Origin of the sequence: Streptomyces sp. NPDC056373 (assembly GCF_042262425.1) — a bacterium.
Lineage (GTDB): Bacteria > Actinomycetota > Actinomycetes > Streptomycetales > Streptomycetaceae > Streptomyces.
The window spans coordinates 308,973-322,752 of record NZ_JBHJPX010000006.1; the positions used below are offsets into that span (position 1 = coordinate 308,973).

General features: G+C 69.3%; 11 protein-coding genes and 1 pseudogene. 6 read left to right on the forward strand and 6 right to left on the reverse strand.

What is annotated here, in order from left to right:
* Window positions 1-255 precede the first annotated feature (255 nt).
* The gene (gene mfd, locus ACFCXS_RS15045) at window positions 256-3,813 is read left to right on the forward strand and encodes a transcription-repair coupling factor (protein WP_376643671.1); all 3,558 of its coding nucleotides are present in this window, start codon (window positions 256-258) and stop codon (window positions 3,811-3,813) included.
* Window positions 3,814-3,863: 50 nt separating this feature from the next.
* Here mfd and ACFCXS_RS15050 read toward each other — a convergent pair whose 3' ends face one another.
* The 3 genes from ACFCXS_RS15050 to ACFCXS_RS15060 form a co-directional block, all read right to left on the reverse strand.
* Complete coding sequence (locus tag ACFCXS_RS15050; protein ID WP_376643838.1) at window positions 3,864-4,280, reverse strand: MerR family transcriptional regulator; 417 nt, start codon at window positions 4,278-4,280, stop codon at window positions 3,864-3,866.
* Window positions 4,281-4,306: 26 nt separating this feature from the next.
* A complete protein-coding gene (locus tag ACFCXS_RS15055) occupies window positions 4,307-5,089 on the reverse strand; it encodes an SDR family NAD(P)-dependent oxidoreductase (protein ID WP_376643672.1) in 783 nt (260 codons plus the stop codon).
* 142 nt (window positions 5,090-5,231) lie between these two features.
* A complete protein-coding gene (locus ACFCXS_RS15060) occupies window positions 5,232-5,417 on the reverse strand; it encodes an antitoxin (protein ID WP_053675779.1) in 186 nt (61 codons plus the stop codon).
* Between the two features lie 162 nt (window positions 5,418-5,579).
* On the opposite strand from ACFCXS_RS15060, the gene ACFCXS_RS15065 reads away from it, so the two are divergent.
* The 3 genes from ACFCXS_RS15065 (at window position 5,580) to ACFCXS_RS15075 (ending at window position 7,987) form a co-directional block, all read left to right on the forward strand.
* A complete protein-coding gene (locus ACFCXS_RS15065; RefSeq protein WP_376643673.1) occupies window positions 5,580-6,011 on the forward strand; it encodes a hypothetical protein in 432 nt (143 codons plus the stop codon).
* Between the two features lie 10 nt (window positions 6,012-6,021).
* Window positions 6,022-6,792, forward strand: a complete 771-nt coding sequence (locus ACFCXS_RS15070; protein ID WP_376643674.1) for an HNH endonuclease family protein — start codon at window positions 6,022-6,024, stop codon at window positions 6,790-6,792.
* A 64-nt stretch (window positions 6,793-6,856) separates the two neighbouring features.
* Complete coding sequence (locus ACFCXS_RS15075; RefSeq protein ID WP_376643675.1) at window positions 6,857-7,987, forward strand: DUF6183 family protein; 1,131 nt, start codon at window positions 6,857-6,859, stop codon at window positions 7,985-7,987.
* 115 nt (window positions 7,988-8,102) lie between these two features.
* Here ACFCXS_RS15075 and ACFCXS_RS15080 read toward each other — a convergent pair whose 3' ends face one another.
* The 3 genes from ACFCXS_RS15080 to ACFCXS_RS15090 all read right to left on the reverse strand — a co-directional run bounded on the left by ACFCXS_RS15080 (window position 8,103) and on the right by ACFCXS_RS15090 (window position 12,030).
* On the reverse strand, window positions 8,103-8,702 hold the full coding sequence (locus ACFCXS_RS15080; protein WP_376643676.1) for a DUF6262 family protein: 600 nt from the start codon (window positions 8,700-8,702) through the stop codon (window positions 8,103-8,105).
* Window positions 8,699-10,573 carry a tyrosine-type recombinase/integrase gene (locus ACFCXS_RS15085; protein ID WP_376643677.1) on the reverse strand — a complete coding sequence of 625 codons (1,875 nt, stop codon included), beginning with the start codon at window positions 10,571-10,573 and terminating at the stop codon, window positions 8,699-8,701. Before ACFCXS_RS15085 ends, ACFCXS_RS15080 begins: the two co-directional genes overlap by 4 nt.
* A gap of 326 nt (window positions 10,574-10,899) precedes the next feature.
* Complete coding sequence (locus tag ACFCXS_RS15090; RefSeq protein ID WP_376643678.1) at window positions 10,900-12,030, reverse strand: tyrosine-type recombinase/integrase; 1,131 nt, start codon at window positions 12,028-12,030, stop codon at window positions 10,900-10,902.
* A 122-nt stretch (window positions 12,031-12,152) separates the two neighbouring features.
* Between ACFCXS_RS15090 and ACFCXS_RS15095 the strand changes: the two are divergent.
* Together ACFCXS_RS15095 and ACFCXS_RS15100 are read left to right on the forward strand one after the other, a co-directional pair.
* Window positions 12,153-12,575, forward strand: a pseudogene (locus ACFCXS_RS15095) (HNH endonuclease family protein); the annotation flags it as partial.
* Between the two features lie 67 nt (window positions 12,576-12,642).
* A complete protein-coding gene (locus ACFCXS_RS15100) occupies window positions 12,643-13,773 on the forward strand; it encodes a DUF6183 family protein (protein WP_376643679.1) in 1,131 nt (376 codons plus the stop codon).
* Window positions 13,774-13,780 lie beyond the last annotated feature (7 nt).

Consider the following 13,780-nt stretch of genomic DNA (forward strand, 5'->3'; position numbering starts at 1 on the left):
GCGCCGGGCGTTTCGACGACCCGCGAGCCCGGCTTCCTGCTCGCCCGTTCCGGGCGGCGGGTGGACATGGGGCCCGGGGGTCCAGGGGGCGGAGCCCCCCAGGGGCCTTGCGACAACGCCGAGCACCTCACATCCGGGTGCGTCATCCACAGGCCCCGACGCCCGGCCGCGCAGCGACGTACGCTGGAGACCCCCCGGCCCGCGGCGCGCGTCGGGCCCGTGGTGTTGCCCACCCCCCTGGACGGAAAGCCCCGAATGAGCCTGCACGGTCTGCTCGACGCCGTAGTCAAGGACGCCGCCCTCGCGGAAGCGATCAGGGCCGCCGCAGACGGCAACCGCATGCACGTCGACCTGGTCGGCCCCCCTGCGGCCCGGCCCTTCGCGGTCGCCGCCCTGGCCCGTGAGACGGCCCGCCCGGTGCTGGCGGTCACGGCCACGGGCCGTGAGGCGGAGGACCTGGCAGCGGCCCTGCGCTCCCTCCTCCCGGCCGAGGGAGTCGTGGAGTACCCGTCCTGGGAGACGCTCCCGCACGAGCGGCTCAGCCCCCGCAGCGACACCGTCGGCCGCCGCCTGGCCGTGCTGCGCCGACTGGCCCACCCCCGCCCCGACGACCCCGAGACCGGCCCCGTCTCGGTCGTCGTCGCACCCGTGCGGTCCGTGCTCCAGCCGCAGGTCAAGGGCCTCGGCGACCTGGAGCCTGTCTCCCTGAGAACCGGACAGAGCGCGGACCTCGGTGAGATCGTCGAAGCACTCGCGGCCGCCGCCTACGCGCGCGTGGAGCTCGTCGAGAAGCGCGGCGAGTTCGCCGTGCGCGGCGGCATCCTCGACGTGTTCCCGCCCACCGAGGAACACCCCCTGCGCGTCGAGTTCTGGGGCGACGACGTCGAGGAGATCCGCTACTTCAAGGTCGCCGACCAGCGCTCCCTCGAAGTCGCCGAGCACGGCCTGTGGGCGCCGCCGTGCCGCGAGCTGCTGCTCACCGAGGACGTCCGCGAACGGGCGCGTGCCCTGGCCGAACAGCACCCCGAGCTCGGTGAGCTCCTCGGCAAGATCGCCGAGGGCATCGCAGTCGAGGGCATGGAGTCCCTCGCGCCCGTCCTCGTCGACGACATGGAGCTGCTGCTCGACGTGCTGCCCAAGGGCGCCATGGCCGTGGTGTGCGACCCGGAGCGGGTGCGCACGCGCGCGTCGGACCTCGTGGCCACCTCGCAGGAGTTCCTCCAGGCCTCCTGGGCGGCCACCGCCGGCGGCGGCGAGGCCCCCATCGACGTCGGCGCGGCCTCCCTGTGGTCCATCGCGGACGTCCGGGACCGGGCCCGCGAGCTGGACATGATGTGGTGGTCGGTGTCGCCGTTCGCCGCGGACGAGGAGCTCACCGACACCTACGGCGCCGACGCGGCTGGGGACACCCTCAAGCTGGGCATGCACGCCCCGGAGACCTACCGCGGCGACACCGCCAAGGCCCTCGCCGACACCAAGGGGTGGCTCGCCGACGGATGGCGCACCGTGTTCGTCACCGAGGGCCACGGCCCCGCGGCACGTACGGTCGAGGTGCTGGGCGGCGAGGGCATCGCGGCCCGCCTCGACTCCGACCTCGCCGAGATCTCCCCGTCCGTCGTGCACGTGGCGTGCGGCTCGATCGACCACGGCTTCGTCGACGCGGCCCTCGGCCTCGCCGTCCTGACCGAGACGGACCTGTCGGGCCAGAAGGCGTCCGGCCGCGACGGCGCCCGGATGCCGGCGCGCCGCCGTAAGACCATCGACCCGCTCACGCTGGAGCCGGGCGACTACATCGTCCACGAACAGCACGGCGTGGGCCGCTACATCGAGATGGTGCAGCGCGTCGTGCAGGGCGCGACCCGCGAGTACCTGGTCGTCGAGTACGCCCCCGCCAAGCGGGGCCAGCCCGGCGACCGCCTGTACATCCCCACCGACCAGCTGGAGCAGATCACCAAGTACGTCGGCGGCGAGGCCCCCACCCTGCACCGCCTCGGCGGCGCGGACTGGACGAAGACCAAGGCCCGCGCGAAGAAGGCCGTCAAGGAGATCGCCGCCGACCTCATCAAGCTGTACAGCGCGCGCATGGCTGCCCCAGGACACGCCTTCGGGACGGACACCCCCTGGCAGCGCGAGCTGGAGGACGCCTTCCCCTACGCGGAGACGCCCGACCAGCTCACCACCATCGCCGAGGTCAAGGAGGACATGGAGAAGACGGTCCCCATGGACCGCCTGATCTGCGGCGACGTCGGCTACGGCAAGACCGAGATCGCGGTCCGGGCCGCCTTCAAGGCCGTCCAGGACGGCAAGCAGGTGGCCGTCCTCGTCCCCACGACCCTGCTCGTGCAGCAGCACTTCGGGACGTTCAGCGAGCGCTACGCACAGTTCCCGGTCAGCGTGAAGGCCCTGTCCCGCTTCCAGACCGACACCGAGGCCAAGGCGGTCCTGGAGGGGCTGCGCGAGGGCTCGGTCGACATCGTCATCGGCACCCACCGCCTGTTCTCGTCCGAGACGAAGTTCAAGGACCTGGGCCTGGTCATCGTCGACGAGGAGCAGCGCTTCGGGGTCGAGCACAAGGAGCAGCTGAAGAAGCTCCGCGCGAACGTCGACGTGCTGACGATGTCCGCGACGCCCATCCCCCGGACCCTGGAGATGGCGGTCACCGGCATCCGCGAGATGTCGACGATCACCACCCCGCCGGAGGAGCGCCACCCGGTGCTGACCTTCGTCGGCCCCTACGAGGAGAAGCAGATCGGCGCCGCGATCCGCCGTGAGCTGCTGCGCGAGGGCCAGGTCTTCTACATCCACAACCGCGTCGAGTCGATCGACCGTGCGGCGGCCCGGCTGCGCGAGATCGTCCCCGAGGCACGCATCGCCACGGCCCACGGCCAGATGTCGGAACAGGCGCTGGAGCAGGTCGTCGTCGACTTCTGGGAGAAGAAGTTCGACGTGCTGGTGTCCACGACGATCGTGGAGTCCGGCATCGACATCTCCAACGCCAACACCCTGATCGTGGAGCGCGGCGACAACTTCGGGCTCAGCCAGCTCCACCAGCTGCGCGGCCGGGTGGGACGTGGCCGCGAGCGCGGCTACGCCTACTTCCTCTACCCGCCGGAGAAGCCGCTGACCGAGACCGCGCACGAGCGGCTCGCGACCATCGCCCAGCACACGGAGATGGGCGCGGGCATGTACGTGGCGATGAAGGACCTGGAGATCCGCGGCGCGGGCAACCTCCTCGGCGGCGAGCAGTCCGGACACATCGCGGGCGTCGGCTTCGACCTGTACGTGCGGATGGTCGGCGAGGCCGTCGCGGACTACCGGCGCCAGCTGGAGACCGGTGAGATCGAGGAGGAGCCGCCGCTCGAGGTCAAGATCGAGCTGCCCGTCGACGCGCACGTCCCGCACGACTACGCGCCCGGCGAGCGGCTCCGCCTCCAGGCGTACCGCGCCATCGCCTCCGCCAACTCGGAGGAGGACATCAAGGCGGTCCGCGAGGAACTCGTCGACCGTTACGGCAAGCTGCCCGAGCCGGTGGAGAACCTGCTGCTCGTCGCCGGTATGCGGATGTTCGCCCGTGCGTGCGGGGTCGGCGAGATCGTGCTCCAGGGCACCAACATCCGGTTCGCGCCGGTGGAGTTGCGCGAGTCGCAGGAGCTGCGGCTCAAGCGGCTGTACCCCGGGGCGGTCATCAAGCCGACGGTCCACCAGGTGCTGGTGCCGCGCCCGAAGACCGCGAAGGTGGGCGGCAAGCCGCTGGTCGGGCGGGAACTGCTGGCGTGGGTCGGGGAGTTCCTGACGTCTGTGCTGGGGTCGTGACGCGTCGGTGGCCGGGGCGCCGCTGACGCCCCGGCTCCGCTGAGGGGTGGTCAGGCCACCGTCCGTGCCCGTGCACCGGTTGCCCGGTGCGGAGGGGCCGCTGCCGAGGTGTGTGTGCCGACGGCGGCCTGACGCAGTGCCGTCGCAAGCCGGTCGCGCACGGCGACCTGCGCGGCGATACGGGCCTCCAGCACCGCGAGTCGGTCGGCGGCTACCCGCAGCCCCTTTTCGGAGGCGGGCCCGGCCGCGACGTCACCGTCCAGGCACGGCAGGAACACCCGTGCGTCGTCGAGCGTCAGCCCCACGTCGAGCAGCTGACGGATGTTGCGGACGCGCACGGCCGCGGCCGCGTCGTACAGGCGATAGCCGTTCGGGGCCCGTTCGGAGGAGATGAGGCCCGCCTGCTCGTAGTGACGCAGGGCGCGTGCTGACGTGCCGGTCGCCTCGGCGAGCTCACCGATCCGGATACGAGGTGCTGCCATGCGCGCCAGTGTCATGTGACGACCGCGCCGCCGTCCACCGGAAGGATCACGCCGGTGACGAACGAGGCCTGCGGCGAGGCAAGCCGGGTGATCGCCCACGCCACCTCCTCGGGCCGGCCGACCCGTCCGAGCGGCGTGTGATCGAGCTGCCACGCGCGGATCGCGGCCTGCTGTTCGGGGGTGTGGCCGGCGTGTTCGCCGATGGGTGTGTCGATCGCGCCCGGCGCCACGGCGGCGACCCGAATCCCGAGGGGCGCGAGCTCGACGGCCCAGCTGCGGGTGAGCACCTCCAGTGCCGCCTTCCCGGCCGCGTACAGGGAATTGCCGGGCCAGCCGCGCTGTCCCACCGATGTCGTGACGTTCACGATGACACCTCGGCTGTCCTCCAGTGCCGGGAGCGCCGCCTGGGTGAGCAGGACGGGGGCGAGGAGGTTCGTGGCGAGCAGCGGTTCGACGGTGGCGCGCGTGTAGGTCCGCAGGGACCGGGCGTCGACGATTCCGGCGTTGTTCACCAGCACGTCGATACGGCCGTGCCGGTCGAGTGCCCCACGGACGGCGGTCTCCGGACCGTCGGCTGCCGTGATGTCGGCGACGAGCGGGCTGATGAGGGCCGGCGCATGGGCGGCGGTGTCGAGGAGGGGCGCCTCGCGGCGGCCCACCGCCACGACATGTGCGCCCTCGTCGGCGAAGGCCCGCGCGGTGGCGCGGCCTATGCCGGTTCCGGCGCCGGTGACGAGCACGGTTCGGGGCGTCGTCCGCGCGTTGTCCTGCTTGTTCGGGTGCGGAGATGTCATGCGGGGATCGTCCGACCCTGACGTCAGTGGCAAGGTCAAGTGTCAAGATCGAAGGGCGGCCACACACTCCGGACGTGGGAAGCCGCCCGCTGGAGACGCGTCCGGATCCCCGGGTCTCCGCGGACGGCCTCGGAGGAGAGGGCTACTGCTGTTCGGGCCGGTCGCGGTCGCGGTCCATGCCCAGCGAGCCCTCTACGCGCTGCTGGCCGGAGTCGACCTGATCCTCGTACTTGCCCCCGGTCCTCTCGTTGATCCGCTGTTCCGCGGTGTCAGAGCCCTGCTTGCCCTTGTGCCGCGCCTGACTCTTGAACTTGTCGAAGATGCCCATGCAAAGCTCCCTCCGGAAGTCAGTCAGAACCGACGATACGCGCGAGATGTGAAGAATGCGCCTTGAGGCCCGATGTGGTCTGAACCTCTTCCTCGCTACGGTGGGCTCCGGCACGGGCCGCCCGTGCCGGAGCGGAACAGGCACAAAGAGGAGGGGCGCAGGGTGAGGCGTCTGAGGGGCGGGGCGGCACTGGCTGTCGCGATGGTGTTCACCGGTTCGGCGCTGGCCGGCTGCGAGGGCCTGGCCCCGCCCGCGGACGGCGGTGGCTCCTCCGGTTCCGGGGGCCCGGCCGCCGGCGACGGCCGGGCCGTGAACCCGCTGGACAACCCGGACGGCACGAAGCCGGGGCTGGCGGCTGTCACGTCCGGCGCGGACAAGGAGCGGGCGCGTGCCCTGATCGAGAAGGTGGTGACGAAGGGGCGCGGCCCCAGGACGGGCTATGAACGGGACAAGTTCGGCTACGCCTGGATGGACTCGGCCCCGCGCGACGTCCCCTTCTCCCACAACGGCTGCGACTCCCGGATTATCTCTATGGTTCGCGCTGTGGTGGGCCTGTTCTCGCAGCGTATGCAGGGTGTGGTCGGCTGTGCGTAATGCGAGGCACATGAGTCACAGGACGCTGTCTATTCGCGGGAAGAGGGCGGTCCTTACGGTCGCCGCTGCTGCCGCGCTCGTTGCGGGCTGCGATGACCTGGACTCGGGCGGCAGCTCTGCGGGGTCCGGACCAGACACCACTGCCGGGCGGGCGGCGAGCCCGCTGACGAATCCGGACGGAATGAAGCCGGGGCTCGGCGCGCTCACGTCGGAGGCGGACAAGGCCAACGCGCGCAAGCTCGTCGCCGAGCTCATAGTCAAGGGGCGCGGGCCGAAGACGGGCTACGAACGGGACAAGTTCGGCTATGCGTGGATGGACACGGCGGACGGGGTGCCGCTGGCGAGGAATGGTTGTGACACGCGAAACGACTTGCTGAAGCTCCACGGCCGGAACGTCCAGTTCCGCGCGGGTTCCGACTGCGTGGTCGTGTCGATGGATCTGTACGACCCGTACACCGGCAAGGACATCGCCTGGAAGAAGGCCAAGGCCACCGAGGTGCAGATTGACCATGTGGTGCCGTTGTCGTACGCCTGGCAGATGGGTGCCTCGCGTTGGAGCAAGGAGAAGCGGGAGCAGTTGGCCAACGACGTGCTGAATCTCCTGCCGGTCTCGGGCTCCACGAACTCCGCCAAGCGGGACTCGGGCCCGGCGTCCTGGCTGCCCCCGAACAAGTCGATCCGGTGCTCGTACGCGGTGCGGTTCGCGCAGGTCGCGGAAAAGTACGGGCTCCCGGTGACGGCCCCGGACAAGAGCATGATGCTCAAGCAGTGCGGGGTCTGAGGGCCGCGTTGAACTGGGGAAATGCTGTCGCTTTCGGGCTGTGGGACGCATAGGCTCCATTGGCGTGGCTGATCGCATACAGAAGATCGTGACGAAGCTGCCTGGCATGAAGAGCGTCACCGACGTGTGGAAGACGGCGGACCTCAGTCTCGGGCGGGGAGACGCTGCTTTCGTCGCGGACCTCGCTATCGCGCTCGCCGGGGTCTACGCCTCTGACGCCGGGCGGATATGGCAGTACAGGAGTGTCTTCGACTATCTGCTCCGGCTGCTGGCCACCACACCCGGTCCCGGCAACGTCGCCCAGGCACTGCGGCTGGTTTCTTCCGCGGAGGCCGCTGACAGGAAGCTGGACCGCCATACCGCCTCCCTGCTGGCCTCCAGCCAACCGGCCGAGGAGCTCGCAGTGGCGTTCACTGGACACGCCACTGAGGAACTTCGGGCGTGCCTGGTCCATGAGCTGGTTCTCAGAGGCGTCGACGTCACGGAGTCACCGGGGATCGCCGAGTGGGCGACGTCGCCGCACTGGAGGTTTCATCCGCTGGGGTGGCTGCCGTTGGCGCTGTCGGAGCTGGAGGGCCGGCCGGATCTGCCGAACTACAGCACGCGCGGCGGCAGCCACTCGATGCCGTATGGCCCGCCGGCGAACCGTGAGGTGCCGCGTGATGACCGGGCACCTGTGCCGCCGGTCGAGGAGACGACGACCGAAGCCGTTGCCAAGGCCACCGGTGTTGCTGTGACGAACTGGGCCGAGGAGTCGAACGGTCGGATCGAAGCACGAGTCTTCGACCTGGCAGCTCCTCTGGAAGCCGAGTCGGTTCCGAGGGTGCTGTTGGCACTCGGGCTGAAGTGCCTGGAAGGCGCGGGGACGAAGAAGGCCGCCCTGTCGGTTGCGGCCTGCCCGCCGGAGCACCCATGGCGGGTTCTCTTCGCCGCCGCGTCCATGGGCGGTGCCTACAACTCCGGCGCCCGCGGTGCCTACGGCCGACTGGCCGCTTGGCAGTCCGTGGCCGGCCTCTCCGGTACGGCGCAGGGCTGCCTCATGGAAGAGGTCGAGGTGAGTGCACGGGCATGCACTTGGTATGCCTTTGGTGCCGACACCAAGTGGTTCGAGCGTGTGGCCTGGGACATCGGCCTCGTCGCGGTCTCTCCAGAACGCCGACGGCTGGCGATGCTGGCCGCGACGGACACCGACTGAGCGCGGTCCTGACTGGTGCTCGGGGTCAAGTCCTGCCCACTTCGCCGACCTTCCTCGCGGCTGTCCGGAAGACGGCACGAAGCCGGACAGCCGCGAATTGGCGGTATCGCGAGGGCTATGGAGACGGCACAGCCCGCATGGCACGGCGGAGACTGGCTCGCGCGGCGGTGAGGTCGTCCTCCGCCTCACGCAGTTGGCCCTCCAGGGCGGCGATCTGATCTCTGGCCTCTGACAGCGCTTGCTCCAGCGCGGTATTCCGCTGCTCGATCTGCTGCACCCGCTTGATCAGCTCGTGCTGGTTCACGCCCTCCAATTCGGCGCCGAGAGACAGCCTGACCCGGTTACGGAGCCGATCGCGCTCCTTCCTGAGGTCCTTGATTTCTTCGCGGGCCAGTGCCAGGTCCGTCCGCAACCCGGCCGGGGACACCTGAGGCGCCTCCGGAGCGTGGGAGTTCTGGCGTCCCCGCGTTCGCTGGGCGGTGATGCCGTCCTGAACGGCCTGGTGCACCTGGGGCTGGTTGTAGACGAACCACGTGGACACCGAGGCTTCCCGGGCTACCTGGGCGACGGTGAGCCGTCGTCCCGCGCGGAGAAGGGCGTCGACGGCGTCGAGCGCGCGCCTCGTCTTGTCTTCGCTGTCCTTGGCGCGGCTGACGCGCAGACGCTCGACCCGGGCGTTCCGGTCGTTGCCGCCGGAAGCAGCAGGGACTTTCATTCGGAGTTCCGTGTCGTCAGCGTCTGCAGAGGGATGAAGGCCGCTGCCGAACGTGCCTTGCGCAGCTCGCGTGAGGCGGATTCGACGGCCGCCCGCTCCTCGGCGGGCAGCGCGTCGAGTTTCCGCCGCATCTCGTCGGCCGACTTCGAGTAGGCGCGGATCTGGTCATCGAGATTGCGCACGACCCAGTCGGCGGCCTCCATCGCGAGGGCGGCTTCTTTGTCGGCGCGCAGGTCCGCGATCTGCTGTTCCAAGGCGGGGAGGTAGGAGGGATCGGGGCGGTAGAAGTCGCATCCGGCGCACTGGAAGCGGATGCGGCAGTGCCCGCCGCCGGCCTTGACGTTGCTCGGCTCGGTACAGCCGCCGTAGGGAACCCCGACGCTCTCCATCTCGTAGGCGAGGGGATCGCCGAATCCGCGGGCTGCTCCGTGCCGGTCGACGGCGAGTGCCGCGACCGTCCGCACGGCCTCCTGCTTTCGGCTGAGGGAGACCTTGTAGTAGCCCATGGTCACGTCCAGCGAACGGTGGTCCATGAGTTCCCTCAGGACGTCGGGGCGAGTGCCCGCGTCCGCATGGCGCTGGGCGTAAGCGTGGCGGAAGCCGTACGGGACGACCTGGGTCCGGTCGTAGGCGAGAGGGGCGCCGTCCTCGTCGAGCCGGTCGTCCACAAGGTCTGGGATCAGTTCGTCGACCCAGTTCCGGAAGATCCGGTTGCAGAAGTGCGCAGTGTTCAGATGTCTGCGGCGCGGACGGTTGCGCTGTCCCGGCGAGGGAAAGAGCCACTGGGCGCAGGCTGGTACGGCCGGTAGCGCATTGAGCTCTTTCTGCCAGGTTTCGATCAGTTGGGCGGTGCTCTCCGAGATGGGCAGCCGACGGCCGTGGCGTCGCCGCTTGTGGTTGTCGTAGATCAGCGTCGGTTTGCCGTCGACCCGCTCCAGGCAGTCGCGGTGCAGGCTGGTGACCTCGCCCGGACGGCGGCCGGTGTCCCGGAGGACCGCGTAGACCACCTGGTACATCCGCGCGAAGTCGGCGGCCGTCCAGCCGCCGCTCGCGTACCCCGTCGAGGTGCCCAGTAGACCGAGATGCACGTCGAGCTGGGCGATGATGTGTTCGGGGATCGCACGGCCGAGATCGTCCTCGGTCACTTCCACGGCGGCGATGCTGTGGAAGCGGGGATTGAGCGCGAACCCGCCGGGCACGTGGTCCATCATCCCGGCCTGACGGGCGTAGTCCAGGAACGTGCGCCAGTGGCGGAGCAGGGCTCTGCGGTGGCTGGTGGAGTAGTCGTGACCGTCCTCGGGACGCTTGGTGATCCGGAACAGGTCCACTACGGCGTTCATGTCGGCCATGGCGAGGAGCCCCGGCTCATCCCCGTGGGGGCGGCCTGCCAGCGCGGAGGACGCGATGGTCGCTGCGTAGACGGTCTGCCGCAGGTCCATGACGTTGGGGCGTGCCGTGCGGCCGTACTCCTTGACCAGTTCTCGCAGCCAACGCTGCCGTACCGGACGGAAGTCGATGTCACCGTGGACAGCGGCGTAGTTGCGACCGTGCCCTGCCGTCAGCCCGATGAGAGCGCACTCCCATACGTCGCCCGAGGTCGGATCGGTGCCCTCGAACTCGACGCGTGCGCGTCGGACGTGCAGGAGAACACCGTTCAGGACTCCGGAGGCCGCAGCCGGAAGCCCGGAGGAGAAGGAGGCGTCCAGGTCGAGGAGCGAGCCGAGTCCGGCGGGGAGGCCGGCCACAATGCGGCGTACCCGCTGGGGGACCAGGCTGATTCCGGCGTCGTCGCGCTGCTGGAGCCCGTACAAGAGCTCCTGGCGGACCGCGGGGCTTACACCCGCGAGCGAGAACTGGGAGACGCCCGGCATGGCCCCGTTCGCGGAGGTGTTGGGCCGACGGCGGGACGGGTCCGGGATGTGCGTGGCGTCGAAGTCCGCGGGATTGCCCAGAAGGTAGCGGGCTTTACGGCAGGCGTCGCAGCGGGATCCGTTACTTGCTACATGGGTGCAACAGGCTCCTACGGAGCATACGAACACGCTGGTCGTAGGGTTGCCGGGATCGGCGGTGAAGAGCGCCTGAACGGGGTCCCACTCACCCGTGCGCCAGCCCGACGGCAAGCGTGCCGCGAGCCACGACGGCCACTCCGGGGCACCGGGGACGGCAGGAAGGGCAGGGGAGCGGAGGAGCGCAAGGGTCATCGCAGCAACTCCGACGCGAGACTTTCGACGGCCTCAACGGCCGCGCGGAGATCCTCGTCCTGGGCGTGCACGTAGACGGCGGTGCTCGCCGAGGAGGCGTGCCCCAGCAGGGCCTGTACGACGTCCGGGGCGACCCCGTTACGGATCCAGCGAGTGGCGGCTGTGTGCCGCATCATGTGCGGCCGGGCGGTGAATCCGCAGCGCTTCCCGATGCGTTCGATCACCTGCTTGGTGTTGGAGTAGGAGAGCGGGCGCCCCGCGTGCACGCCGACGAGGTTGAGGAAGACGTAGTCACAGTCGGCGGAGCCGACTACCTGTTCACGCTCGGCGAGATGATCGCGGTATCGGTGCACCACTTCCGGCGTGAGCGGAACCATGCGAGGGCGCCCGGCCTTGGCCCGCGCCCCGTTGACGTTGTCCCGCCGGGGCCTGACGTGCAGGTGCGCGCCAGCGGTTCGGCAGCCCAGGTGCGTGGAGTCGGGGAGCAGATGCATGTCCTCACGCCGCAGTCCAAGGGCTTCGCCGATGCGAAGGCCGCCTTCCACCAGGACGGCCAGCAGCAGCCGGTCACGCGCAGTGCGAGCGGCGTCGATGACCTGCTCCGTCTGGACGCCAGTGAGCGTCTGTGGTGCCCGCTCGATCTCCGGCGCCTTCAGGACGCGGGCTTTGACCATCAGGTGCTGGCCGCCCTCGCCGGGATCGAAGCCGGCCGGGGCGTGGGCGAGGAAGCGCGGCTCGCTGAGACGCGCGGCGACTTCGTGATCCACATGTCCCTGGACTGCGCAGAAGCGGAGGAACTCACACACCGCAGTGAGCGTGGCGTTGACCGTCTTGCCGGACGGAAGCCGCCCGTACTGGGTCGGTGTCCGTTCGACGTGGAACTTGAACAGGCTCATGTCCCCGAGCCGGACGGTCCTCCAGTCGGTGCCCCGCTCTGCGCACCAATTGAGGAAGCGGCCGATTCTGGGGATGTACGCGCGCTGTGTCTGCGGTGACCGCCCAGCTCCGCGCAGATACAGGGAGAACTCACGGGCTTCGGGGTGAGGCGCGTACGTCTCCTCGTCGACCAGGAGCCAGGTGGTCTCGCCGGTGGTGGGTGAGACGGCCTTCTCTGTGCACAACGTCATGGGTCTGTTTCCTGTCTCCGCTGTCGCTCATGTGCCTCATGGCATGACCGATAACGGTGAGGGACAGGAACGGGTTACGGCTGTGCCTCATGTGCATCGCATCGATGAAAGAGCTGCAGATAACCCGGAACGACCTACTGAAACGTGATGGTCAGAAGGTCACCTTCCGGTCCGGTTCGGACTGTGTGGTCGTCTCGATGACCCTGTACGACCCGTACACCGGCAAGGACATTGCCTGGAAGAAAGCGAAGGCCACCGAGGTCCAGATAGACCACGTGGTGCCGCTGTCGTACGCCTGGCAGATGGGGGCTTCCGGCTGGAGCAAGGACAAGCGGGAGCAGCTGGCCAACGACGTGCTGAACCTTCTACCGGTCTCGGGCTCCCTCAACGCCTCCAAGAGCGACTCCGGGCCGGCGTCCTGGCTGCCGCCGAACAAGGCGATCCGGTGTTCATACGCGGTGCGGTTCGCGCAAGTGGCGGGGAAGTACGAACTCCCGGTGACGGCCCCGGACAAGGAAATGATGCTCCAGCAGTGCGGGGGCTGAGACGGCTGCGGTGACCTGCGTAAAATCCCGTCGCTATCACGCCGCGGGACGCATACGCTTCGTTGCCGTGGCTGACCGCATACAGAAGATCGTGACGAAGCTGCCGGGCCTGAAGAGCGTCACCGACGTGTGGAAGACGGCTGACCGCAGTCTTGAGCGGGGGGACGCTGCCTTCGTCGCGGATCTCGCCATCGCCCTCGCCGGGGCTGAGGCGTCCGACGCCGGGCGGACATGGCAGTACAGGAGTGTTTTCGACTACCTGCTCCGGCTCATGGCCACCACGCCCGGTCCCGGCAACGTCGCTCAAACACTGCGGTTGGTCTCTTCGGCGGAGGCCGCCGGCCGGAAGCTGGACCGCTATACCGCCTCCCTGCTGGCCTCCAGCCAACCGGCCGAGGAACTCGCAGTGGCGTTCACCGGACACGCCACCGAGGAACTGCGCGCGTGTCTGGTCCATGAACTGGTACTCAGAGGCGTCGACGTCATGGAGGCACCGGGGATCGCCGGGTGGGCGACGTCGCCGCACTGGAGTCATCATCCTCTGCGATGGCTGCCGTTGGCGCTGTCGGAGGTGGAAGGCCAGCCTGATCTTCCTAGTTACAACGCGCGCGGAGGCAGCCACTCGATGCCATACGGCCCGTCGGCGAACCGAGAGGTGCGGGGTGATGGGCGGGCGCAGGTGCCGACAGTCGAGGAGACGACGACCGAAGCCGTTACCAAGAGCATCGGTGCTGCTGTGACGAACTGGGCCGACGAGTCGAACGGCCGGATCGAAGCACGAGCCTTCGATCTGGCAACTCCTCTCGTAGCCGAGTCGGTCCCGAGCATGCTGTTGGCACTTGGGCTGAAGTGCCTAGAAGGTGCGGGGACGAAGAAGACCGGCTTGTCGGTCGTGGTGTGCCCCCTGGAGCACGTCTGGCGCGTCCTCTTTGCCGCCGCGTCCACGGGCGGCGCCTACAACCATGGCGTCCGTGGTGCCTACGGCCGTCTGGGCGCATGGCAGTCCATGGCAAGCCTCTCCAGTACCGCGCACGACAGTCCTGCAGAGGAGGTCGAGGCACGCGCACGGGCGTGCGCTTGGTATGCCTTCAGCGCGAACACCAAGTGGTTCGAGCGTGTGGCCTGGGACATCGGCCTGGTCGCGGTCTCGCCGGAATGTCGGCAGCTGGCGATGTTGGCCGCGACGGACACCGACTGAGCACGGC

Coding starts and splice junctions, on each gene's coding strand:
- mfd (WP_376643671.1), top strand. CDS start 256: ATGAGCCTGCACGGTCTGCTCGACGCCGTAGTCAAGGACGCCGCCCTC.
- ACFCXS_RS15090 (WP_376643678.1), bottom strand. CDS start 12,030: ATGACGTTGTGCACAGAGAAGGCCGTCTCACCCACCACCGGCGAGACC.
- ACFCXS_RS15085 (WP_376643677.1), bottom strand. CDS start 10,573: ATGCCGGGCGTCTCCCAGTTCTCGCTCGCGGGTGTAAGCCCCGCGGTC.
- ACFCXS_RS15080 (WP_376643676.1), bottom strand. CDS start 8,702: ATGAAAGTCCCTGCTGCTTCCGGCGGCAACGACCGGAACGCCCGGGTC.
- ACFCXS_RS15055 (WP_376643672.1), bottom strand. CDS start 5,089: ATGACATCTCCGCACCCGAACAAGCAGGACAACGCGCGGACGACGCCC.
- ACFCXS_RS15060 (WP_053675779.1), bottom strand. CDS start 5,417: ATGGGCATCTTCGACAAGTTCAAGAGTCAGGCGCGGCACAAGGGCAAG.
- ACFCXS_RS15070 (WP_376643674.1), top strand. CDS start 6,022: ATGAGTCACAGGACGCTGTCTATTCGCGGGAAGAGGGCGGTCCTTACG.